Origin of the sequence: Actinomadura sp. 3N508 (assembly GCF_044326375.1) — a bacterium.
GTDB lineage: Bacteria > Actinomycetota > Actinomycetes > Streptosporangiales > Streptosporangiaceae > Spirillospora.
This window is the reverse complement of record NZ_JBIRAX010000002.1, coordinates 439,311-461,569: the sequence shown is the minus strand read 5'-3', so window position 1 is coordinate 461,569 and position 22,259 is coordinate 439,311. Positions and strand designations below refer to the sequence as shown.

General features: G+C 71.4%; 25 protein-coding genes. 16 read left to right on the top strand and 9 right to left on the bottom strand.

Translation table 11 applies throughout. The annotated features are described in order from the left end of the window. Window positions 1–27: 27 nt before the first annotated feature. Genes ACH34S_RS08445 through ACH34S_RS08430 form a run of 4 tightly spaced genes read left to right on the top strand, consistent with a single transcriptional unit; the run spans window position 28 to window position 3,800 of the window. Window positions 28–1,380, top strand: coding sequence for an AAA family ATPase (locus ACH34S_RS08445; protein WP_395951892.1), 1,353 nt, complete (start codon window positions 28–30; stop codon window positions 1,378–1,380). Beyond that, complete coding sequence (locus ACH34S_RS08440) at window positions 1,356–2,597, top strand: tetratricopeptide repeat protein (protein WP_395951891.1); 1,242 nt, start codon at window positions 1,356–1,358, stop codon at window positions 2,595–2,597. Before ACH34S_RS08445 ends, ACH34S_RS08440 begins: the two co-directional genes overlap by 25 nt. A 58-nt stretch (window positions 2,598–2,655) precedes the next feature. After that, entirely contained in the window at window positions 2,656–3,093 is a 438-nt protein-coding gene (locus ACH34S_RS08435) for a hypothetical protein (protein ID WP_395951890.1), read from the top strand. 41 nt (window positions 3,094–3,134) lie between these two features. Next, window positions 3,135–3,800, top strand: coding sequence for a dienelactone hydrolase family protein (locus ACH34S_RS08430; protein WP_395951889.1), 666 nt, complete (start codon window positions 3,135–3,137; stop codon window positions 3,798–3,800). A 23-nt stretch (window positions 3,801–3,823) separates the two neighbouring features. Here the strand turns inward: ACH34S_RS08430 and ACH34S_RS08425 are convergent, their stop codons facing one another. Continuing rightward, the gene (locus ACH34S_RS08425; protein ID WP_395951888.1) at window positions 3,824–4,231 is read right to left on the bottom strand and encodes a RidA family protein; all 408 of its coding nucleotides are present in this window, start codon (window positions 4,229–4,231) and stop codon (window positions 3,824–3,826) included. A gap of 62 nt (window positions 4,232–4,293) precedes the next feature. Between ACH34S_RS08425 and ACH34S_RS08420 the strand changes: the two genes are divergently transcribed. After that, window positions 4,294–4,902 (top strand): TetR/AcrR family transcriptional regulator, encoded by a 609-nt coding sequence (locus tag ACH34S_RS08420; RefSeq protein ID WP_395951887.1) that lies wholly within the window; start codon window positions 4,294–4,296, stop codon window positions 4,900–4,902. On the opposite strand, the gene ACH34S_RS08415 is transcribed toward ACH34S_RS08420, so the two are convergent. Further along, window positions 4,899–5,495: a putative glycolipid-binding domain-containing protein gene (locus tag ACH34S_RS08415; protein ID WP_395951886.1), complete on the bottom strand. Its 597-nt coding sequence runs from the start codon at window positions 5,493–5,495 to the stop codon at window positions 4,899–4,901. The genes ACH34S_RS08420 and ACH34S_RS08415 overlap by 4 nt on opposite strands. Window positions 5,496–5,673: 178 nt before the next feature. Here ACH34S_RS08415 and ACH34S_RS08410 point away from each other — a divergent pair, with 178 nt between their 5' ends. Beyond that, a complete protein-coding gene (locus ACH34S_RS08410) occupies window positions 5,674–6,225 on the top strand; it encodes a hypothetical protein (RefSeq protein WP_395951884.1) in 552 nt (183 codons plus the stop codon). 11 nt (window positions 6,226–6,236) lie between these two features. Here the strand turns inward: ACH34S_RS08410 and ACH34S_RS08405 are convergent, their stop codons facing one another. Then, window positions 6,237–6,839 carry a CGNR zinc finger domain-containing protein gene (locus ACH34S_RS08405; protein WP_395951883.1) on the bottom strand — a complete coding sequence of 201 codons (603 nt, stop codon included), beginning with the start codon at window positions 6,837–6,839 and terminating at the stop codon, window positions 6,237–6,239. A gap of 21 nt (window positions 6,840–6,860) precedes the next feature. Here ACH34S_RS08405 and ACH34S_RS08400 point away from each other — a divergent pair, with 21 nt between their 5' ends. Continuing rightward, a complete protein-coding gene (locus ACH34S_RS08400; RefSeq protein WP_395951882.1) occupies window positions 6,861–7,313 on the top strand; it encodes a VOC family protein in 453 nt (150 codons plus the stop codon). 46 nt (window positions 7,314–7,359) lie between these two features. Here the strand turns inward: ACH34S_RS08400 and ACH34S_RS08395 are convergent, their stop codons facing one another. Beyond that, complete coding sequence (locus tag ACH34S_RS08395; protein ID WP_395951881.1) at window positions 7,360–8,223, bottom strand: alpha/beta fold hydrolase; 864 nt, start codon at window positions 8,221–8,223, stop codon at window positions 7,360–7,362. A 186-nt stretch (window positions 8,224–8,409) separates the two neighbouring features. On the opposite strand from ACH34S_RS08395, the gene ACH34S_RS08390 reads away from it, so the two are divergent. Both ACH34S_RS08390 and ACH34S_RS08385 read left to right on the top strand, forming a co-directional pair. After that, complete coding sequence (locus ACH34S_RS08390; protein ID WP_395951880.1) at window positions 8,410–8,925, top strand: CGNR zinc finger domain-containing protein; 516 nt, start codon at window positions 8,410–8,412, stop codon at window positions 8,923–8,925. Window positions 8,926–9,197: 272 nt separating this feature from the next. Next, window positions 9,198–9,980 (top strand): hypothetical protein, encoded by a 783-nt coding sequence (locus tag ACH34S_RS08385; RefSeq protein WP_395951879.1) that lies wholly within the window; start codon window positions 9,198–9,200, stop codon window positions 9,978–9,980. Window positions 9,981–10,062: 82 nt separating this feature from the next. On the opposite strand, the gene ACH34S_RS08380 is transcribed toward ACH34S_RS08385, so the two are convergent. After that, a complete protein-coding gene (locus ACH34S_RS08380) occupies window positions 10,063–10,713 on the bottom strand; it encodes a phosphatase PAP2 family protein (protein WP_395951878.1) in 651 nt (216 codons plus the stop codon). A 133-nt stretch (window positions 10,714–10,846) separates the two neighbouring features. Here ACH34S_RS08380 and ACH34S_RS08375 point away from each other — a divergent pair, with 133 nt between their 5' ends. Beyond that, window positions 10,847–11,239: a VOC family protein gene (locus ACH34S_RS08375; RefSeq protein ID WP_395951876.1), complete on the top strand. Its 393-nt coding sequence runs from the start codon at window positions 10,847–10,849 to the stop codon at window positions 11,237–11,239. Window positions 11,240–11,272: 33 nt separating this feature from the next. Here the strand turns inward: ACH34S_RS08375 and ACH34S_RS08370 are convergent, their stop codons facing one another. Next, complete coding sequence (locus ACH34S_RS08370) at window positions 11,273–12,208, bottom strand: hypothetical protein (RefSeq protein WP_395951875.1); 936 nt, start codon at window positions 12,206–12,208, stop codon at window positions 11,273–11,275. A 180-nt stretch (window positions 12,209–12,388) separates the two neighbouring features. On the opposite strand from ACH34S_RS08370, the gene ACH34S_RS08365 reads away from it, so the two are divergent. Beyond that, window positions 12,389–13,843 (top strand): tetratricopeptide repeat protein, encoded by a 1,455-nt coding sequence (locus ACH34S_RS08365; protein ID WP_395951873.1) that lies wholly within the window; start codon window positions 12,389–12,391, stop codon window positions 13,841–13,843. After that, a complete protein-coding gene (locus tag ACH34S_RS08360) occupies window positions 13,840–15,876 on the top strand; it encodes a collagenase (protein ID WP_395951871.1) in 2,037 nt (678 codons plus the stop codon). Before ACH34S_RS08365 ends, ACH34S_RS08360 begins: the two co-directional genes overlap by 4 nt. Here the strand turns inward: ACH34S_RS08360 and ACH34S_RS08355 are convergent. Next, a complete protein-coding gene (locus ACH34S_RS08355) occupies window positions 15,869–16,498 on the bottom strand; it encodes a 3-oxoacid CoA-transferase subunit B (RefSeq protein ID WP_395951870.1) in 630 nt (209 codons plus the stop codon). The genes ACH34S_RS08360 and ACH34S_RS08355 overlap by 8 nt on opposite strands. After that, entirely contained in the window at window positions 16,498–17,247 is a 750-nt protein-coding gene (locus ACH34S_RS08350) for a CoA transferase subunit A (protein WP_395951869.1), read from the bottom strand. Before ACH34S_RS08350 ends, ACH34S_RS08355 begins: the two co-directional genes overlap by 1 nt. Before the next feature lie 103 nt (window positions 17,248–17,350). Between ACH34S_RS08350 and ACH34S_RS08345 the strand changes: the two genes are divergently transcribed. Further along, window positions 17,351–18,832 carry an IclR family transcriptional regulator C-terminal domain-containing protein gene (locus tag ACH34S_RS08345; RefSeq protein WP_395951868.1) on the top strand — a complete coding sequence of 494 codons (1,482 nt, stop codon included), beginning with the start codon at window positions 17,351–17,353 and terminating at the stop codon, window positions 18,830–18,832. On the opposite strand, the gene ACH34S_RS08340 is transcribed toward ACH34S_RS08345, so the two are convergent. Beyond that, on the bottom strand, window positions 18,804–19,574 hold the full coding sequence (locus ACH34S_RS08340; RefSeq protein ID WP_395951867.1) for an IclR family transcriptional regulator: 771 nt from the start codon (window positions 19,572–19,574) through the stop codon (window positions 18,804–18,806). The genes ACH34S_RS08345 and ACH34S_RS08340 overlap by 29 nt on opposite strands. Window positions 19,575–19,683: 109 nt before the next feature. Between ACH34S_RS08340 and ACH34S_RS08335 the strand changes: the two genes are divergently transcribed. From ACH34S_RS08335 to ACH34S_RS08325, 3 genes are read left to right on the top strand one after another with little or no spacing between them, the layout of a single operon-like run. Next, entirely contained in the window at window positions 19,684–20,790 is a 1,107-nt protein-coding gene (locus ACH34S_RS08335; RefSeq protein ID WP_395951866.1) for a cupin domain-containing protein, read from the top strand. Continuing rightward, a complete protein-coding gene (locus ACH34S_RS08330) occupies window positions 20,787–21,617 on the top strand; it encodes a fumarylacetoacetate hydrolase family protein (RefSeq protein ID WP_395951865.1) in 831 nt (276 codons plus the stop codon). Before ACH34S_RS08335 ends, ACH34S_RS08330 begins: the two co-directional genes overlap by 4 nt. Continuing rightward, window positions 21,614–22,210: a maleylpyruvate isomerase family mycothiol-dependent enzyme gene (locus tag ACH34S_RS08325; RefSeq protein WP_395951864.1), complete on the top strand. Its 597-nt coding sequence runs from the start codon at window positions 21,614–21,616 to the stop codon at window positions 22,208–22,210. Before ACH34S_RS08330 ends, ACH34S_RS08325 begins: the two co-directional genes overlap by 4 nt. Window positions 22,211–22,259: the final 49 nt, after the last annotated feature.

Sequence of the window (22,259 nt, the reverse complement as noted above, 5' to 3'; positions counted from 1 at the left end):
TCAGATCGCGCTGAAAGGCTGGCATCTGTGGCGGATCGGGGAGCGTTGGACGCGTTGCGCGAGGCGGTGCGCGTGTCGCCCGGCAACCTGCCGTTGCGGCGCCACCTGGCCGAACAGTTCCTCGACGCGGGCCTCCTCCTAGACGCCGAGAACGAATTCCGCGAAGCCCTCGCCCTGGCGCCCGGCGACGCCGAACTCGCGACGGGCCTCGCCGAAGCGTTCCTCCGCCAGGGCAAACACGGCGCCGCCCTCGCCGCGCTGGAACGCCTCGGCCCAGGGGAGGGCCCGGCGAAGGCGGGCCTCATCGTCGCGAAAGCGCTCGTGGCAGAAGGGAACGTGCCCGCCGCCAGACCGCGCTACTGGGAGGCCGTCGCCCGCGACGCCTCGCTCGCCGACACCGACTTCGAGGTGAAACTCGGCCATTCCTCGGTCTCCGAGCCCGCCTTCGCGCACGCGCTGGCGGACGTCTCGGCGCCCGTGGACGGCCCGTCCGACGACGCCCCCGAAGAGCAGAGAACGGGCGTCACGTTCGCGGACGTCGCCGGAATGGAGCAGGTCAAGCAGTCGCTGCGGATGAAGCTGCTGCTGCCCGTCCAGCAGCCGGAGATGTTCGCCGCGTACGGCAAGCGCGCGGGCGGCGGCGTCCTGCTGTACGGGCCGCCCGGCTGCGGGAAGACCCACCTCGCGCGGGCCGCCGCAGGGGAGCTGGGCGCGGCGTTCATGAGCGTCGGGCTGTCCGACATCCTCGACATGTACATCGGGTCGAGCGAGCGGAACCTGCACGCGACGTTCGAGACCGCCCGCCGCAACCGCCCCTGCGTGCTGTTCTTCGACGAGGTCGACGCGCTCGCCGCCCGCCGCGCCGACATGGACCGCGCCCACAACCGGCAGATCGTCAACCAGTTCCTCGCCGAGATGGACGGCGTCGACGGCGACGCCAACGAGGGCGTGCTGATCCTCGCCGCCACCAACGCGCCCTGGTACGTCGACGGCGCGTTCCGCCGTCCCGGCCGGTTCGACCAGCTCGTCTTCGTCCCGCCGCCTGACCTGCCCGCCCGCGCCGCGATCCTGGCGCTCCTCTGCCGCGAGGTGCCGCTCGACGAGCTGGACTTCCGCGCCGTCGCCGAGGCCACCGACGGTTTCGCGGGCGCCGACCTGAAGGGCGTCGTCGACCGGGCCGTCGAGGCCAAGCTGCAGGAGGCGCTGCGCGCCGGGCGCCCGCTGCCGCTGTCCACCGCCGACCTGCTGGACGCGGCGCGTTCGGCGCGCCCGACCGCGGTCCCCGAGTGGATGGGCACGGCGCGCAACTACGTCATGCACGCCAACGAGAGCGGCGTGTGGGACGACCTGCTCCCGTGGCTCGGCGGCAAGCGGCGATGACGTCCGCGCCCCGCGTCCGGGACATGGTCGCGCGGGCCCAGCTCCTGCTGCAGCTGCGCCGCCCCGGCGAGGCCGAGCGGGAGGCCCGCGCCGTGCTGGCCCGCGAGCCGGAGCACGCGGGCGCGCACATGATCGTCGCGCTCGCGCTGTCCGCCCAGCGGAACGCGGCCGGGGCGCTGGAGGAGGCCGACCGCGCCGCCGAGCTGAGCCCCGGCGCCTGGATGGCGCACTGGGTGCGGGGCGTCGTGCTGTCCAACGCGGGCCGCCACGACACAGCGCTGCGCGCCTTCAACGACGCGCTGGCCTGCGACGCGGAGCAGCCGATCATCCACGAGAGGCTGGCCCGCGCGCACTACGCCGTCCGCGAGTACGAGCTCGCCGCCCGGGCCGCGGCGACCGGGCTGCGGCTGGCGCCGGACGACGGCGACCTCGCCAAGATCATGAGCCTGGCGCTCGTCGAGACCGGCGACCCGGCCGGGGCGCGCGAGCACGCGGCGCGGGCGGTCCGGCTCGCGCCGGAGAGCGCGCACGCCCACCGCACGTACGGCGCCGTCGCGCTGGCGACCGGCGATCACCGCGCCGCCGCCGACGCGTTCCGCGAGGCGCTGCGGCTGGCACCCGAGTCGGCGGACGCCGGCAGGCTCCTGCTCAGGGCCCTCAAACGCCGCAACCCGCTGCGCGGCCTGGACACGGTGCTGGCGCGGGTCCGGTACCGCCCGCGCCGCCAGATCCTGCTGAACATCGCCGCCGCGCTGTTCGTGCCGTGGTTCGTGTTCATGATCTTGCTGACCTGGGCGTTCTGGCTGAACTGGGTGGCCCAGGCCGCGGTCACGCTGTCGCTCGCCCGCGATCCGCGGCACCGCCGGCTCCTGGACGGTGCAGAGATCAGGGCCGCACGCGTCACCGCCGGGCTCGTCGGGGCGGGCGCGGCGCTGCTGGCGATGTCCACAGCCCTGTGGACGCCCACGCTCATCCTCCCCGGCCTCGCCTTCCTCTCCCTCGTCATGCCCGTGCAGGAGGCGTCGCTGCTCGACGGCCCGCGCCGCATGGCATTCGTGGCGCTGGCCGGGACGCTCGGCGCGCTCGTCGCGGTCCTGACCCCGCTCGCGGTCGCGGCCCCGCATCTCGGCTGGGTCCCGGTCGCCGCGTTGCTGACGTTTTACGGCGCGATGGCGTCCACCTGGCTCGCAATGATCATTGCGAAGCGACCGGGCTGACCGGTGAAATTCGTGCCGGGGAATTGATCCCTGGAGCGGGTATCACCGTGCAATGGGTATGGGCATTCTTCTTCGTGTACTCGTGGCCGGCGGGCTGGCGGCGGACGCCGTCGTCCACTGGCGGTTCGCGCCCGACATGGCGCCGGGACCCAACACTCCGAGCGGCACCATCCACGGCGACGATCTTTTCTACGCCCAGGCGATCGCGGCCGCCGTCGCGGCCCTGCTCGTCCTTTTCTGGGCGCGCCGGTGGACGTACGCGATCGCGTTCCTCGTCGCGGCGAGCGCGGCGGGCGCGGTTCTGCTCTATTACTTCGTCGATTTCGGGCGGCTCGGCCCGATTCCGCGGATGTACGACCCGTCGTGGTACGCCGACAAGACGATCAGCCTCGCGGGGGAGGCCGTCGCCGCGCTGGCCGCGCTGGTCGGGTTCTTCACCGTCCGCCGGGGAGCGGAGCGCGGCGAGCACCGTTCGGACGCGCCCGTCCCGCGCTGAGCCCCCGGCATGGCGGCGCGGCGGCGGGGTAGCCACGCGATATGAACACCGCAGAAGTGACGATCGAACTCGCGGACGCGGCGCTGCCAGGCGATCTGGCCCTGCCCGACGAGCCGGGCGGCGTGGTGCTCTTCGCGCACGGCAGCGGGAGTTCCCGGCACAGCCCCCGCAACCGCGCCGTCGCCGCGGGCCTCAACGCGGCGGGGATCGGCACGCTGCTGATCGACCTGCTCACCGCGGCGGAGGACGAGCGCGACGCCGTCACCGCCGAGCTGCGCTTCGACATCGGCCTGCTGACCCGGCGCCTCGCCGGCGCGATCGACTGGCTCGCCGCCGCGCCACCGACCACCGGCTACCCGATCGGCCTGTTCGGCGCGAGCACCGGCGCCGCGGCGGCGCTGGCCGCGGCGGCGGAACGCCCCGGCCGGGTCGGCGCCGTGGTCTCGCGCGGCGGCCGCCCCGACCTCGCGGGCGACGCGCTGCGCCGGGTCGCCGCGCCCGTACTGCTGATCGTCGGCGCCCGCGACCCGGAGGTGCTGCGGCTGAACGACGACGCCGCCGGGCGGATGCACGGCGCCGTCCACCGGCTGGAAGTGGTGCCGCACGCGTCGCACCTGTTCGAGGAGCCGGGCACGCTGGAGCAGGTCACGGACATGGCCGCCCGCTGGTTCGACCGCTACCTGACCCAGCACGCCCCCGTCTCCTGAATGGTGGTGGGCTGGAGGACGGGTCAGTCGAGGACGGCGATGGCCTCGATCTCGATCAGGAGGTCGGGCTCGGCGAGCGCCGCGACGCCCAGCAGCGTGGCCGGCTTGATCGGGTTGACCCCCATCCGCTCCGCGGCCCGCGAGATGCCCTCGCCCAGCAGCGGCATCTTGTCCTCGGTCCAGTCGACGATGTACAAGGTCAGCTTGGCGACGTCGTCGAAGGTGGCGCCGGCCGCCGCCAGCGCCGTGCCCACGTTGAGCAGCGCCTGCTCGGCCTGGGCCGCGAGGTCGCCCGCACCGATCTTCCCGCCCTCGGCGTCCCGCGCGACCTGGCCGGCGAGGTACACCGTCCGCGATCCGGTGGCGATCGAGAGCTGCCGGTAGGCGTCCGGCTTCGGCAGACCATCGGGATTGAGCGTCGTTACGGCCATGTCTCGTCCTCCCTGTAGTCGATATTGCTCATAACATAGCAGTGTTATGTAATGTGGTGCTCGTGCCCAGGCCGAAGGATCCCGCCGTCCGCGCGCTGCTGATCGAGCGCGCGGCGCACATGCTGCGCACCCGGCAGCCGATCAGCCTCCGCTCCCTCGTCGCCGGAACCGGGGTGTCGACCATGGCGGTCTACACCTACTTCGGCGGCATGGACGGCCTGTGGAAGGCGATGCGGCAGGAAGGCTTCACGCGGCTGGCCGCCAAGCTCGCCACGGTCGAGGCGACCGAGGACCCGGTACGGGACCTCACCGCCCTGGGCGCCGCCTACCTGGCCAACGCCCTGGACGAGCCGGACCTCTACCGCGTCATGTTCGACGCGGGCTTCGAGCTGGAGGACCCCCAGGCCGCCGACGACACCCTGTACACCCTCGTCCACGCGATCCGGCGGGCCCAGGCCGCCGGACGCTTCCGCGGCGACGTCGACCCGCTCGACCTGGCGGCCCAGAGCTGGGCCATGGGCCATGGGCTGGTGGCACTCGTCGCCACGGGCCCGCTCCCGCGTGCGGCGCTCGCGCACGGGATTCCCATGCTGACCGCCCTGTTCGTCAGCGCGGGCGACGACCCGGCCGCCTGCCGCCGATCAGTGGAAGAGGGCTGGGCACGCCTCTAAGCTCGGCGGACGGCGAGTCCGGGGTAGTCCAGGACGAAGCCCGACTCGTCGTAGACCAGGCGCGCGGTGAAGTCGAAGGCCGGGGCGGCGTAGGCGTAGCACTGGCGTCCGGCGGCGTTGTCGGGCAGCCGCGTGTATGTCTGCTCCAGGCGGTCGACGGTCAGGTCGGCGGCCCGGACGTAGACGGCCGGTGCGTCCGCGGCCTCGTCGACGTCCAGCCGCAGCCGGTGCACGGGCAGCGCGTTCGTCACCGCGGACGATTCGAGATCGACGTCGACGCAGCCGTCCACGGCCGGGACGTGCCGCCCGTTGACCAGCCAGCGGCCGTCCGCGGCCTTCTCCAGCGTCACCTCGGCCGGTTCGCCGGGCCGGCCGTCCAGGGGGTGGCGGACGCGGGCGCGGCGGGTGCGCCAGTCGTCGTCCACCTCGATCACGTACTCGACGGCCCAGGCCGTGCCGTTCTCGACGGCCGTGGTCGTCCCGTGCAGCGTCCAGCCGATGCCCTGGCCGCGGCTCGTGCGCAGGACCTCGAATCCGGCGCGGGCGTCACGGTGCTGCCAGGCCGCGCTTGCCGGCGGTTCGGCGAAAGGCATGCTCGCCATCCTGGCATCCCGGCCCCGCCCGGCCGGTACCCCACCCGGCGTAGCGCGCGGGACGCCGCATGCTCCGGTCGTCGTACCCGCAGTGTCGTCTCCCAGCGGACGGAATCCGCACAGTAAACGGCCATCGTCATTCATGCGGTGCCAATACCGGACTGGAGGACGTGACGACATGGCGGTACGTGAGAAGAAGCCAGAGCAGGCAGGGGCCCGGCGGCCGGGCGGCCGGTTCAAGCTCGGCCGCCGCTGGCGCAAGTCGGCGCTCGTCGCGCACATCGTGTTCGCCGGGACGTGGATCGGGATCGACGTGATGGTCGCGGTGCTGGTGCTGACCGGGAAGTTCGGCACCAGCGACGAGGTCCGCGGGCTGGCGTACGAGACGCTGGCGACGTTCGTCGTGTGGCCGATGCTCGTCAGCGGGTTGCTCACCCTGCTCACCGGGCTCATCCTGGGCCTGGGCACGAAATGGGGACTCGTGCGCTACTGGTGGGTCGGCATCAAGCTGGTGCTGAACCTCGTCCTGTGCACGCTGATTCTGGTGGCGCTGCGTCCGGGCATGGGGGAGATCGGCGACTACGGCCGCGACCTGGCCGGCGGCGCGCCCGAACCGGCGGGCGTCTCCAACCTGTTCTTCCCGCCCGCGGTGTCGCTGACGGCGCTGACGCTGGCGACCGTCCTCGCGGTGGCGAAGCCCTGGGGCCGCATCCGCCGCAGCGGCCGCTGATGCCACCGGGGCTATTCGGGCTCGGAATTGCGGGCCCGAAGCGCCTTGACCTTGTGCCGGTTGCCGCAGTGCTCCATCGAGCACCACCGGCGGCGGCCGGGCCGCGAGGTGTCGACGTAGACGAGCTCGCAGTTGTCGGCGGCGCAGGTGCGGATGCGGCGCGCGAAGGGCCCGGACAGCAGCTCGACGGCGTCCCGCGCGACGGTGGCCAGCAGGTTCGTCCCGCCGGACGGCCCGGCCCACCGCCGCTCCCCGGACGGCGTGACGGCCGGCGCCAGCGCCGGACGGGCCGCCGCGCGGTTGACGGTTTCCAGCTCACCGGCCGGGTACGGCTCCCCGCGCAGGTGGCCGATCACCACCCGGAACAGCGCGTCGCGCAGCGCCCGCGCGTCCGCCACCTCGGCGTCGGTGATCTCCAGCTCGGGCGTCGGGGTCAGCCGCGACCGCTCCGCCCAGGCGGCCAGATCGGCAGGCCGGTGCAGCACCTCGAACCGCCGGTACGGGCCGGGACCGCCGGTGGTCAGCAACTCCAGGCACAGCGCGCCCGGATCGAAGCGGAACTCGAAGCCGCGATGGGTGCGCAGCGTCAGCCCCTTGCTTGCGGCGATGCCCATGTAACCAATATAACTGGTTACATGGCACTCGGATGGAAGCTGGTCATCGACAGCGGCGACGCGTCCACGCTCGCGGACTTCTGGGCCGCAGCCCTGGACTACGAGGTCGAGGACCCGAGCGCGCTCATCGAGCAACTGCTGGCGGCAGGGCACATCGGCGCGGAGGCGGTCGTCGAGCACGACGGCCGCAAGACCTTCCGCGGCTACGCCGCGATCCGCCACCCCGACGACCCGTTCGACCCGGCCAGCGGGGTCGGCCACGGCAGGCGGCTGCTGTTCCAGGACGTCCCCGAGCCCAAGTCGGGCAAGAACCGGCTGCACATCGACGTCCACAGCGAGCCCGGCGGCCTGGACGACCTGGTGGCCCGGCTGGAGGCCCTCGGCGCGACCCGCGTCCTCGAACAGAACCAGGGCCCCGCCGGGCACTGGTGGGTCATGAAGGACCCCGAAGGCAACGAGTTCTGCGCAGCCTAGCCCCGGACGGGGGCACCGGTCCGAGCCGATGACCCCGTCCGGCTCCTCAGGTGAGCGTGCGGGCCAGGAAGGCGCGGATGAGGTCGGCGATCTCGCGTCCGTGGGTCTCCAGGGCGAAGTGGCCGGCGTCGAGGAGATGGATCTCGGCGTCGGGCAGGTCACGGGCGTACGCCGTGGCGCCCTCGGCCCCGAAGATCTCGTCGTTGCGGCCCCAGGCGATCAGGGTGGGCGGACGGTGGGTGCGGAAGTACTCCTGGAAGGCCGGATAGCCGTCGAGGTTGAACTGGTAGTCCCAGAAAAGCTGGAGCTGGATCTCCTTGTTGCCGGGCCGTTCGAGGTAGGCCTGGTCCAGGGTCCAGGTGTCGGGGGACAGCCGGTCCAGGCGGTCGGCGGGGACGCCGTGGGTGTACTGCCAGCGGGTGGCGTCCGGCTCCAGCAGTTCGCGGACGGCGGCCTCGTTCGCCTCCCGGTCCTTGGCGTACGCGAACAGCAGCTCCCAGAAGGGGGTGAAGCCCTCCGTGTAGGCGTTGCCGCTCTGGCTGATGATGGCGGTGACCCGGCCGGGATGGCGGCTGGCGATGCGCAGCCCGATGGGCGCGCCGTAGTCCTGGATGTAGAGCGCGAACCGGTCGAGCCCGAGCGCGTCGAGCAGGCCGAGGGTGATCTCGGTGAGGTTCTCGAAGCTGTACTCGAACTCGTGGACCAGGGGCGTCGCCGACTGGCCGAAGCCGATGTGGTCGGGGGCGATGAGGTGGTACTCGCCGGACAGTTCGCGTAGCAGCTCGCGGAACATCGCCGAGCTGGTGGGGAAGCCGTGCAGGAGGACGACGGTGGGGTTCGCCGGGTCGCCGGCCTCCCGGTAGAAGACGTCGAGGCCCTTGATCTGGACGGTGCGGTGACGGACGTTCATCGTGCGCTTTCCCTTCGGTCGTTCCAGCGGGTGGACGGGGCGGCCGGCGCGGCGAGTGCCGCCCCGGTGACGCGTCGTTGCCCCATCGCTCGTCCCCTCTAACCGGTAAAAATGATTACAACAGTTAGAGTTATTGCATCGCCGGACCTAACTTGTCAAGCTCGTCTTGTCGGTTAGGGTGGGGGCATGGCGCGCAGACCGCTGATGGGTGAACCCCTGCCGCTGGATCTGGTCAACACGCGATGGCCGGAGGGAGGGGTGACGCTGGACGAGTTCGACGACCCCGTCGCCCTCGACGCCTGGCTGCGCGAACACGGCCTGCCGTCCGCCGGCTCCGCGCGCTACCTGGAGCCTCTCCGGACGGCGCGCGCCGCCATCCGGCGTTCCCTGGACGAGGGCGTCGACGACGAGGTCAACGCCGTCCTGGAACACGGCACGCTGCGCCTCTCCCTGCAAGACGGCGACCCTGCCGAGCACGTGAACCTGGACGACGAGTCATGGCATCCCGCATGGCTCGCGGCGCGCGCCTACCTCGACCTCCTCGCCACCGCGCCCCCGGACCGGCTCCGCCACTGCGCGGGCACCGGCTGCGTCCTGTGGTTCCTCGACACCTCGCGCAACGGCCGTCGCCGGTGGTGCTCCATGACCGGCTGCGGCAACCGAGCCAAGGTCAACGCCCACTACGCCCGCACCCGCCAGTGACGCCCGGCGAACGCCACCACCGCGGCGCGGCCTACGCCTTCGACGCAAGGACCGAGTAGGCCCGGCGAGGCGGCATTACCAACCCCTTACGGCATGCGGACGGGAGATCCGCTCGGGCCCGGGCGACGAATACCCCGATGCCCGGTCCCAGGAACGGGCGCCCCTCTCTTGCCGAAGGAGCCAATGTGCCGACCGCAATGACCCCATTGGTCGCCGTCCCACCTCCCAGCCACCGGCCGCCCAGAAGCTGGAGCCGGCGCCTGGTGGCCGCCATGACCGCGGCCATCGTCGCCACCGGTTGTTTCCTGGTTATCACCAGCACTCCGGCGGCGGCGCAGGATCAGCAGGAGATCATCGACCGGGCCCGGTTCAACGCCCAGATCGCGTTGCTGCGCCCCACCTGCAAGCGATACCTGACCGGCCCGGACTTCCAGCGACCGGAAGACCGCGATCCCCAGGCGGTGGCGGTGCGCGTGCCCATCGTCCCGGGGCCGGTCCCCGCCGGCCAGCCCGCAGGCGCCGTCGCGTCCGCACCGATCAACGCCGGGGTCCGCGGCACCATCACCGTGCACCCCAGCTTCTTCGCCCCCGACCCTGGGCTGCCGATCTCCCCCGTCGCGGTGTTCGCCCCGACGCCCGAGCAGGAGCGCACCATCGCCGTCCTGCACGAGATCGGTCACCTGACCGGCCGGGAAGGCGACCACAACGGGGACCTGCCGCGGCAGTTCGACTACAACGCCACCATCCTGAACCTGTGCCTGGCGACCCTCGTCATCCCGCCCCCGCGGATCACCGGGTTCTTCTGCTTCGCGGACGACCTCTACGGCAACCCCTTCACCTGCGATCTCTTCTGGGAGGGCGGCACCGAACCCGACGAGGTCCAGGTCAGCTCCAACGGCTCGCAGGCTCGCCGCATCAACGACTACGACAACAACCACGTCACCATCAGCGGCAGATGCGATCCGTACCAGGACACCTACGTCTCGGTCTCGGTCTACGACGCCGAAGGCCGCCACGCCGACGACACCCAGAGCAGCTTCTGCTCGCGCAACTGATCACGTCCCCGCGAACGCGGTGACGACCGGACGGCCGGTCACGACAGGAGTCCTATCGTGACCGGCCATTCCGATACGGGCGCTACAGGCGGCCTCCCAGCGCGGGGAGGCGGACCCGCCTGCGTGGCCGGAGATCCAGAACGGCGACGGCGAGGAGCCCGGCGCCGACCGTGGCGAACAACGCGGCGACCACGTCCACCAGATAGTGCTCGCCCAGCGTGACGCGGCTCGCCGCCACCGCCGCCAGGGTCGTCACGCTGCCGACGAGCACGGTGGCGCGCCATGCGGCCGTCAGTTCCAGGCTGATCACGAAGGTGGTGAAGGCCAGCGCGGCGAGCACGGTCACGTGTCCGCTGGGGTAGGTCCAGTCCTGGGACGTGACCGGCGGGCCCGGACGTCGGAAGGCCGCCTGCAGAGCCACGGTGGCAAGGCACGCCACGAGCAGCAGGCCATGACGCGGAAGCAGCCGAGCACCGCGCCGCCACACCAGACCCGCCGCGGCCGCCAGGAGAAGGGCAAGCCCGGCGAGCGTTCCGGCGCCGCTGATCACTGTGGCGATCACGGCGGCCGTCGTCTCCGGCCGGGAGTACAGGTGGTCGACGATCCAGGAGTCCAAGGGCGGGACGCGGTCGCCCAGCGCGATTCCGGCGGTCACCATGGCGGCCAGGCAGAGGCCGCCCATTGCGGCCGCCTTGAGCCGCCATGTCATCACGAGCGATAACCGTTCTGTCATAGAAGGACCGTACGGACGGACGGCACCACCGGACATCAGGGATAACCCGGAGAAACCCCGGAGATCGACCTTTGCCCGGACCGATCAGGAATCGAGAAGCGGCGCCGACCGGCCCGCGCCTAACGTGACCGGCATGGAAACGAAGTTGCAGGTGAACGCCATCATGCTCGGCGTCGCGGATGTGGCCCGCGCGAAGAAGTTCTATGGGGAGGGCCTGGGCTGCGAGATCGTTCAGGACTACGGCGACTACGTCAAATGCGGCTTGGGCGAGGGCGCTTCGCTCGTCCTGTACAAGTGGGACGCGGCGGCGGAGGACGCGGGCGTCCCCGCGGAGGGATCGGGATTCCGCGGCACCTCGTTCCACTTCATCACCGACTCCCGCGACACGGTGGACGAGGTAATGCGCGCCGCCGTGGCGGCCGGTGGCACCGTGGTCAAAGAGGCGACCGGCGCCGAATGGGGCGGATACTCCGGCTACTTCAGCGACCCCGACGGCCACCTATGGAAGGCCGCCACCGCCTCCTGACAATGGTGGACGCTCGCAGAGCATGGAATCAGCTCACTGCTCAAGCGGCGCGCTGAGGCGCAATGCCGTGCGTATCATCGCGGCGCGCTGGCCGGGGCAGTGCCACAGGGCTTCGTCGACCGGCTCGTCATCGTCGAAGCGCGCCGGCTTGTACAGGTACTCGACGCCCGGAAGCCAGGCGCCGGGGCCGGTGTCGTGGCGCTCGCCGTGCGCGCACGCCGAGTCCGCCACGACCCGGTTGAGGACCTCGCGCAGGTAGGTCGGGACGGCCGGCGGGGCGGTCGCGTCCTGTCCGGCCAGGGCGAAGCAGACCGCCGCCGTCAACGGCAGCAGCTCGCGCCCCGGCACGCCGCTGCGGAGCCTCTGGGCTGCCCAGAGGCTCGTGACCTGCGACGACGCGTCCTCGGGATCGAGGCCGACGCTGACGGTTAGCGCGATGACGTCCAGGGCGCCGTCGACCACGTACGCGGGCGTCAGCAAGCTGAAGTCCGGCATCCCGAACTCGGCCGGGCGCCGTGTCAGCAGCACCTCCACGGCCTCGCAGGCCATCGTCCGGAGCCAGGCCGGGCACGAGAACAGCGCGAGCTCGTCGCGGTCCGCGAGTCCGGCGGCGGTGGCCACGTCGGGGTCCTCGATCGCCGGGATCCACCGCACGATGCGCTCAAGGTTGTCGAGCTCGACGTGGCCCGGATGATCTTCGTCGCAGGTGTCCAGCGTTTCGTCGGCCAGCGCCGCCGCGGCGATCAGCTTGTCGTAGACCTGCTGGTCGCGGAGCAGGTGAGCGGCCCAGAAACAGGTCGAGTAGAGCGCGAGGATCTGCCCCGCCCGCACGCGGGGATCGGGGTGCTCCACGCTCAGCTCGGCGACCGTCTCCAGCAGCTCCACCGGATCGCAGGTCGGATAGTCGTTGACGACCCCGAGCAGGTTCGAGACGAACCCGTCAGCGGGAGGAAACCGGTCCCTCCACATCAAGTGCCGGCCGTGGCGCCGAGGTTCACCATCGTCATGATCCGCGGATCGTACCGCGCACAAAGCACTCACCCAGCCTCCCGATATCGACTCGCGGAACCGACGGGCGAACCGGGGACGGGTTCTTGGCGTCGTTCTCTGTGATCAACCGCCCCGACCCGAATCACGAGGAGTGCCCGCATGAGCGACGCCGGACAGATGGATGATGCGAATGGTCTGTACGAGCGGGGGGTTCAGGCACAGCGTGAGGGCGATCTGGCAGAGGCCGAGCGGTGGTATCGGCAGGCTGTTGCGGGGGAGCACGCCGGGGCCTATCTCAACCTTGGGGTGATCCTGGGCGAGCGGGGGGACGTGGACGAGGCCAAGCAGTGCTACCTGCGCGCCTGGGAGCTGGCCTCCGATGACAAGGCGGCCTCCAACCTTGGAGCGATATACGACGATGACGGGAAAGGCGACCTTGTCGCGGCGGCGGAGTGGTACGGGCGAGCGGCGGATCTCGGGAACGCCATCGCCGCCTACAAACTGGGGTTCGTCTGGCAGGACCGGGGTGAACCCGAGAAGCGCATGGAGGCGTGGCGGCGCGCTGCGGAGCTCAAGCATCCCAATGCCGCTGACGCGCTCGCGGGCCTCTATCTGGCGCAGCAGGATGTGAATGAGGGTGTCACGTGGTTGCGCAGGGCGGTCCTGGAGGTCGGGAACAAGAAGTCCGCGCGCAGGCTGAGTGACATCTACGCGAATTCGGGACGGCAGCGGATGGCGCGGTTCTGGGGTGAGTTCCCCGACGGGCCGACCTTCTACAGCCCGGAGTTCCAGGCGTTCGCGAGTGAGAACTGCGCCGCCGCGATCCAGCAACAGGACGCCTTCAACGACGGCTTCGAGCAGAACTACATCGAATGGAACCCGGAGGAGGCGACCGTGACGTTGGACGGTCGCGTGCTGCAGGGTCTCACCATCCTGGGCAGCTTCTCCAATCTGTCCCAGACCTGGTTGTGGACGTGGGACAACTCCAGCTGGGAGCAGGATCTGCCCGCGCTGGCGAAGCTGGGCATTATCCGGGAGTTCGGTGAGCGGCATCAGATTCCCGAACTGATCAAGGGGCATCTCGACTTCTCCCGCTTCAACCATCCGGCCGAGGGCGCGTTCACGATGGCGCTGGCCGCGGCTCCGCTGATCGGCGCCAGAGGGGTCAGCTTCGTCACCGTCAATGACGGGAAGGGTCGCCTCGTTCTGGCGATCGATGATCCGAGCCTTCCTGAGGCGCAGTTCGATCGGCCGGCGGTTCCCCGCCTTCTCACGAGTGCGGCGGAGGTGTGGCCGGACGAGCAGCGCCGGGTGGTTCGCGGCTTCATGGAGCGGCACGGCTTCGAGATCGAGGAATCGCCCGCGGTCATTGTCGTCGAATCGGACGACGGGCATCGCATCACCGTTCGGTGTCCGCTGGAGAGGGCCAAGGAGCATCCGGAGGTCAACGCCGTGCTCAGCCGGGACGGCGCCAGAATTGTGGAGAACACTCCTGCTCGTGTGCAGGGTCAGCGGTCGGATGGTGATGGCCCCTATCGGCTGGTCGTGCTCTTCGACCTGGACGACCGCATTGTCAGGATCAGCGGCGGTGCGGCGGCCGTGCCCGGTGGGTGACGCGTTCCGGCCAGGGGCCGGGACTTTGCATTTCGGTTCGTGGTCAGTGGGTTTCGCGGAGTGCGGCGCAGGAAATGCGGGAGGGGGTGTGGGTTGTCCTGGTGCTCGGGATCGTGCTGGTGGTCTCGCCCCCCGGCGCTCATCCGAAACCGCATCCGGTCACGGGGCAGAACGGCGAATACGCGGGCGGGCATGGCCGGGGATCCGCGTTGCCGGTCGAGGAGCGTCCGCCGCTGTCGGCTTCGCCGCGTGAATCCGAGGGGCGGCGGGAGTGGACGGGGGCGGAGTGCAGTCCGGGCGACTTCGGGAGCCGCTCGGGCAGCGCGCTGGTGCAGCAGATCAAAACGTCCACGACGGCTTGTATCAATACGCTTTTCGGCTTGACCGGCAAGGACGCCCACGACGCGTTCCGCGAATCTCAGATGGTCACGGTCGCTGGTGCGTTGCGCGACAACGCGGTGCACTATGCGGGCGACAACAGCGGGAGTACCGCCCAGCTGGTGGTGTATCTGCGCGCCGGTTACTACGTCCAGTGGTACAACCCGTCAACTGTGGGGCCCTATGGGGCGGCCCTGAAGGCGGCCGTTCAGGCGGGGTTGGACGCCTTCTTTGGGAACTCGGCATCGTCCACGGTCAGTGACGCGAACGGGGAGGTACTCGCCGAGGCGGTCACGCTCGTCGACAGCGCGCAGGAGAACGCCCGCTACATCTACGTCGTCGAGCGGCTCCTGAACGGCTACAACAGCACCTACGACGCACACCGGCGGATGCTCAAGGCGGTCAACAACGTCTACGTGATCCTGTTCCGCGGCCACCAGGTACCCGAATTCGTCACAGCGGTGGAAGCGGACCCGGGTGTTCTTGACACGCTCAATTCCTTTGCGGTCGGCCATCTTGATCTGCTCGGCACCGGCCGCAGCCATTTGACGTCCAATGCCGGGCGTGAGCTGGGGCGCTTCCTGCAGCATGCCTCGCTGCGGGCCAAGGTGAGGCCACTGGCCAAGGGGTTGCTCGGCAAGAGCGGCATGACCGGGAGGACGGCGCCGCTGTGGGTCGGCGTCGCCGAGATGACCGACCACTACGACCGGGCCAACTGCTCCTATTACGACACGTGCGATCTGAAGGAACGGCTCGCGCGGAGCGTCCTGACCATCGCTCACGCGTGCAGTGCCGGACTCAGGATCCGTGCGCAGGAGATGACGGCCGAGCAGCTATCCGACACGTGCACGAGCCTCATGGGGCAGGACGCCTACTTCCACGGCCTGGTGAAGGACGGGAACCAGCCCGTCGCGGACGACCACAACTCCACGATCGAGGTCTCCGTCTTCGACTCCCGCGCTGATTACCGGACGTACGCGGGCGTGATGTTCGGCGTCAACGTCAACACCGGCGGCATGTATCTGGAGGGCGATCCGGCCGTGCCCGGGAATCAGGCTCGGGCCATCACCTTCGAGGAGGAGCGGGTGCGCCCCAGATTCGAGATCCGGAACCTCAACCACGAGTACACGCATTATCTCGATGGCCGGTTCGACCTGTACGGCGGTTTCGGCGCCAACGTCAGCACGCCCACCATCTGGTGGATCGAAGGGTTCGCCGAATACGTCTCCTACTCCTACCGAAAGGTCACCAACGCTGCGGCGATCGCGGAGGCGGCCAAGCACACGTACGCGCTGAGCAAGCTGTGGGACACCAACTACGGCCACGACGCGGCCCGCATCTATCAGTGGAGCTACCTCGCGGTCCGGTACATGTTCGAGAAACATCCCGGCGATATCGCGACGCTGCTCGGCCATTACCGGGTGGGGAACTGGAACGCGGCCCGGACGTTCCTCACCACCACCATCGGCGACCGTTACGACGCCGACTGGCAGGTGTGGCTCGCCCGATGCGCGTCCGGCGCCTGCGCGGAGCCCGCCCAGCCCACGCAGTCCGCCCAGTCCGCGCAGCTCGCGCAGTCCACGCAGTCCACGCAGTCCACGCAGTCCACGCAGTCCACGCAGCCGGTCCGGCCCGCCCGCCGCAGCCTCAGGTGATCACCTTGGCGCCGGTTCGGGACACGACCTCCGCGACCGTCACCTCGGGGGCCGTCTCGACCAGCGCCAGGCCGGACGGGGTGACGTCCAGGACGGCCAGGTCCGTGATGATCCGGTCGACGCACGCCCGGCCGGTCAGCGGCAGGTCGCAGTTCTCGACGATCTTCGGCGTCCCGTCCTTGGCGTTGTGCGTGGTCAGGACGATCACCCGCCGCGCGCCGTGGACCAGGTCCATCGCCCCGCCCATGCCCCGCACCAGCGCGCCGGGGATCATCCAGTTCGCCAGGTCGCCGCCGGCCGACACCTGCATCGCGCCGAGGATCGCGGTGTCGATGTGGCCGCCGCGGATCATCCCGAACGAGAGCGACGAGTCGAAGTACGACGCGCCCGGCAGGACGGTGACGGTCTCCTTGCCCGCGTTGATCAGGTCCGGGTCGACCTCGTCCTCGGTCGGGTAGGGCCCGACGCCGAGGATGCCGTTCTCCGAATGCAGGACGACGTGCACGCCGGGCGGCACATGGCCGGGGACGAGAGTCGGCAGGCCGATCCCGAGGTTCACATACGAGCCGTCGGTCAGCTCGGCGGCGGCGCGGGCCGCCATGTCGTCGCGGGACCAGGCCATCAGGCGCGCACCGTCCTCTTCTCGATTCCCTTGCCGGCCGCCTGCTCCGGCGTCAGCTCCACGACCCGCTGGACGAACACGCCCGGCAGGTGCACCTCGTCGGGGTCGAGGGCGTCCACCAGTTCCTCGACCTCCGCGAGCGTGACGCGTCCCGCCATCGCCGCGAGCGGGTTGAAGTTCCGGGACGCCTTGCCGAACACCAGGTTGCCGTGCCGGTCGCCGCGCCGCGCCCGCACCAGCGCGAAATCGGTGCGGATGCCGCGTTCCAGGACGTACGGCGTTCCGTCGAACTCGCGGACCTCCTTGGGCGGGGACGCCACCACGACCGACTTGTCCGCGCCGTACCGCCACGGCAGGCCGCCGTCGGCGACGGGTGTCCCGACCCCGGCGGGGGTGTAGAAGGCGGGGATGCCGCAGCCGCCCGCGCGGAGCCGTTCCGCCAGCGTGCCCTGCGGGATCAGCTCGACCTCGACCTCGCCCGCCAGGTACTTGCGGGCGAACGTCTTGTTGTCGCCGATGTAGGAGCCGGTCACCCGGACGATCTGCCCCGCCTCCAGCAGGATGCCGAGCCCGCCGCCGTCGACGCCGCAGTTGTTCGACACCACGCTCAGCTCGCCGGGCCCGGCCGCGTGCAGCGCCTCGATGAGGACGTTCGGGACGCCGCTCAGCCCGAACCCGCCCACGGCCAGCGACGCCCCGTCCGGAACGTCCGCGACGGCCGCCGCCGCGTTCGCCACCACCTTGTCCATGCCGGTATCGTCCGTCCTGTTCGCCTGGTGAACTTTGCTTCAGAATTGTCGATGCAGTGTCGGCGGTCGTCCGGGCGATGTCAAGAGGCCGAGAGGAGGGGTGATGCGCGACGTCGATCCGGTCGGGCCGCTGAAACGGGGGCTGGAGATCCTGGAGGTCGTCGGGCGCGCGGGCTCGCCGCCGCGTCCCGCCGACCTGGTCGCGGAGACCGGGCTGGCCCGCTCCACCGTCGACCGCGTGCTCAGCACGCTCGCCGAGACCGGATACCTGCGCTGGAAGGGCCGGGACGTCGTCGCCACGCCCCGGACGATGGACATCGGCAACCTCTACCTGTCTGGGCTCGACCCCGACGGCGTTCTGGCCGGACGTATCGCGCGGCTTGCCGGCGAACTGGACGAGTCGGTCGTGCTCGCCGTGCCCGACCGGGACGGGCTCCGCATCGTCGGCCAGTCGCGGCCCGGCGGGTCCCTGGCGATCGCGTTCAAGGTCGGTGACCTGCTGCAACGCCCGTTCCCCTCGGCCGGGTGGGAGCTGGACGACGACTTCCTGGAGCCGGGGCTCGTCGCCGTCGCGGTCCCTGTCGCGGTCCCCGTCGCGGTCCCCGTCAGGGCGCCTCTCCAAGCGGCCGCGTTGATCGTGGTCAGCCATGCCAGCCGCCACTCGGCCGCGTCCCTTCAGGCGCATGCGCGGGCGGCCGTCATGGCGTGCGTCGCCGAGATGGAGCAGCTCACGGCAGCGCAGCGGCAGCCGCACCCGGACGAGACAGCGGCGCCCAGCTCGAACGGCCACCTGAAGGCCAGGCTCGGAGCGGAATTCCTCCAGTCGCTAGATCGCGGCCTGGACGTCCTGCACGCCATCGGCACCCGGGCCGGCGGACGGACGATCTCCGAAGCCGCGGCCCTGACCGGCCAGGCCCGCGCCACGGCCCGCCGCGCGCTCCTCTCACTGACCGCCCTCGGCTACGCCCGCGAAAGCGAGGGCCGGTTCGCGCTGCTGCCACGCGTCCTCGACCTCGGATACCGGCAGGTGAGCAGTCTGACGTTCGAGGAGCTGGCCCGCCCGCATCTGCGTGATCTCGTGGTGCGCGTCCACGACTCGGCGTCCGTCGTGGTGCTGGACGGCACGGACATCCGCTACGTCGCCCGCGCGCAGGCGTCCCGGATCATGCGGGTCGAGATCACCGTCGGCACCCGCTTCCCCGCCTACGCCACCGCGATGGGACGCGTCCTGCTGGCCGGGCTGCCGGACGGCGAGGCGGCAAAGCTGATCGGGCGCTCCGACCGCCGTGCCTTCACCGATCGCACGCTGACCGGCGCCGCCGAGCTGGGCCGGGAGATCGCCACGGCCCGCGACGACGGGTACGCCGTCGTCGATCAGGAGCTGGAGGCGGGGCTGCGGTCCATCGCGGTCCCGATCCACGCGGCCGGACGGGGTGTGGTCGCCGCGCTCAACATCGCCGCGCCCGCCGCCCGCGAACCCGTCGAGCAGATGCGCGAACGCCTCCTCCCCGAGCTGCGCGCCACCGCCCGCGCGCTCGAAGCCGACGTGGCGGCCTTCACCCGCCACCAGCCCCTTCCGCTCTAGCGGCGTTGACCGCCAGGGCGGTCTCGATGCGCTGGGCGGCGGCGGACAGCGCGCCGACCCAGCCGGGGAGGCGGTCGCGGTCGAAGCGGGCGGTCGGCAGCGCGATGGACAGCCCGGCCAGCGGGACGCCCGCCGGGTTCTTGATCGCCACGCCGAGCGCGGTCAGGCCGGTCTCGGTGAGCTGGTCGTTGATCGCGAATCCGCGGTCGCGCACCAGCGCCAGCTCGCGCCGCAGCCGGTCGAGGTCGAACCCGGGCGCGTCGCCGTAGCGGGCGGCCAGGTCCGCCGGGTCGAGGGCGGCGAGGATGGCCTTGCCGCCGGACGTCAGCCGCGCGGGCAGCGACACGCCCGTCCGGTCGCCGACCCGCAGGATCTGGTCGGACTCGGCGGTGAGGATGAAGCGCACCTCCGTCCCGGCGAGCACCACGAGGTTCGCGGATTCGCCGGTGCGCTCGACCAGCGTCCGCAGCGGCCCGTCCGCCACCTCGCGCAGCAGCGCGACGGGCGCGCCGGACGGCTCCGCCGGGCGCAGCACCTTTCCCGGGCCGTACCGCCGGTCCGGGCCCTGCTCGGCGAAGTCCCGGTAGACGAGCATCGTCAGCAGCCGGTGCGCGGTCGACGCCGCCACCCCGAGCCGCTCCGCCGCGTCGGTGACCCGCATCGGGCCCTCCTGCTGGAGCAGGGCGGCGAGGCGCAGCGCGTGGTCCACGGAGTTGAGCGCGTACGGCGGCTTATTCCTCATAGAAGAAAGATGTTATCTGCTATCTGGAAATGTTGGCATCCTGGGGGCAAGGCAGACACGTACCCGTCCCCCCGCCTGAGCACCGTTCCCGCACGAAGAAGGGCTCGCCATGACCCTCAGCATCGTCGCGACCGACGCCGCCGACCAGCCAGCCCGGACGCCGGAGCTGGAGGCGCTGTACCGCGGCTTCGAGGCCGAGCTGCTCGTCCCGCTGTGGACCGAGATCGGCGACCTGATGCCGCCGTCCCCGCGGTCCAAGGCCCTGCCGCACCTGTGGCGGTGGAACGCGCTGCTGCCGATGGCCGAGCAGGCGGGCGAGCTGGTCCCGGTCGGGCGCGGCGGCGAGCGCCGGGCGATCGCGCTGGCCAACCCCGGGCTCGGCGGCAGGCCGTTCGCCACGCCGACGCTGTGGGCCGCGATCCAGTACCTCAACCCGGGCGAGGACGCCCCCGTGCACCGGCACACGCAGAACGCGTTCCGGTTCGTCGTCGAAGGCGAGGGCGTGTGGACGGTCGTCGACGGCGACCCCGTCGCCATGCGCCGCGGTGACTTCCTCCCGCAGGCGGGCTGGCACTGGCACGGCCACCACAACATCAGCGACCGCCCGATGGCCTGGATCGACGGGCTCGACATCCCGTTCCAGTACCTCGCCGGGTCGACGTTCTTCGAGCTGGGCCCGGACGAGGTCGAGACGCGCGACGCCCCTGACCGGTCGCGGTCGGAACGGCTGTGGGGCCACCCGGGCCTTCGCCCGCTCACCCACCTGGAGCCGGCCCCGGCGACGCCGCTGCTGGCCTACCGGTGGGAGCACACCGACCGGGCGCTGTCCGAGCAGCTCGCGCTGGAGGCGGACGGGCACCGGGCCACGGTGGAGCCGGGGCACGCCGCCGTCCGGTACACCAACCCCACCACCGGCGGCGACGTCATGCCGACGCTGCGGACCGAGTTCCACCGGCTCGCGCCCGGCACGCAGACGGCGGCGACCCGCGAGGTCGGCTCGTCCGTCTACCAGGTGTTCGACGGCACCGGGCAGGTCACGGCCGGGGACCGCGGCTGGACGGTGGAGCGCGGCGACCTGTTCGCCGTCCCGTCGTGGCAGCCGATGACGCTCGCGACCGAGCACGGCCTGGAGCTCTTCCGGTTCAGCGACACCCCGATCTTCGAGCGGCTGCACCAGCACCGCGCCCACACCGACCACCAGGAGAACGCCAAGTGAAGCTCGCCACCATCCGCACGGACGACGGAACCCGCGCCGCCCGCATCACCCCCGGCGGCGCCGTCCTTCTCGACGCCCCCGACGTCGGCGGGCTGCTCGGGCGCGACGACTGGGCGGGTGTGGCGGCGTCCGCGCGGGGGGACGCCCGTCCCGTGGACGACGCCGACCTCGCGCCCGTCGTGCCCCGTCCGGGCAAGGTCCTCTGCGTCGGCCTCAACTACCGCAACCACATCCTGGAGATGGGACGGGACCTGCCCGAGCACCCGACCCTGTTCGCGAAGTTCGCCGAGGCGCTCATCGGCCCGCGCGACGACATCCAGCTCGCGCCCGAGTCGTCCGCCGTCGACTGGGAGGCGGAACTGACGCTGGTCATCGGCCGCACGGTCCGGCGCGCCTCGGAGGAAGAGGCCGAGGCCGCGATCGCCGGGTTCACCATCATGAACGACGTCACCATGCGCGACTGGCAGTTCCGCACCAAGGAGTGGCTGCAGGGCAAGACCTTCGAGGGCACGACGCCGCTCGGGCCCGTCCTGGTCACGCCGGACGAGCTGCCCGGCGGCGTCCGTCCCGCCCTCGCGATGACCTGCCGCGTGGACGGCGACGTGACGCAGAAGACCGACACCTCCGACCTCGTGTTCGACCCGGTCGCGCTGGTGCGGTACGCGTCGACGATCCTGACGCTGCGGCCGGGCGACGTCATCGCGACCGGCACGCCCGGCGGCGTCGGCCACGCCCGCAAGCCACCCCGCTACCTGTCGGAGGGCTCCACCGTGATCACCGAGATCGAGGGCATCGGGCGCCTGGAGAACACGGCGAGGACCGCGTGAGCGGCGACGGCCCCCGTTCCTGGGCGGACGACGGCACCGAGCTGTTCCTCGCCGCCGTCGACCGCCTCACCGACGACGAGTTCTCCGCGCCGACCGCCCTCGACGGCTGGACGCGCCGCCACGTCATCGCCCACGTCCACGGCAACGCCGAGGCGCTGCGCAGGCTGCTGACCTGGGCGGCGACCGGCGTCGAGAACCGGATGTACGCCGACGCCGGCCAGCGGGCGCGGGAGATCGAGGAGCTGTCCGCGCTGCCCGCGGGCGAGCTGCGCACGCTCGTCCACGGCTCCGCGAAGGCCCTCGCCGCCGACATGGACGCGCTCCCGGCGGACGCCTGGAACGCCCTCGTGATCACCGCGCAGGGACGGACCGTCCCCGCCGAGGAGATCCCGTGGATGCGCGCCCGCGAGGTGTGCGTCCACGCCCTCGACCTGGACAACGGCGTGACCTTCGCCGACCTCCCGGACAGCTTCAACGCCGCGCTCGCCGCCGAAGCCGTGGCCAGGCACACCGCCAAGGGCCACGCCGCCGGCCTGGCGGCGTGGCTCACCGGACGCACCGACCGCCCGCCCACGCTCGGCCCCTGGCTCTGAACGCCGGCCCCTGGCTCTGAACGCCGGCCCCTGGCTCTGGAAGGAAGCC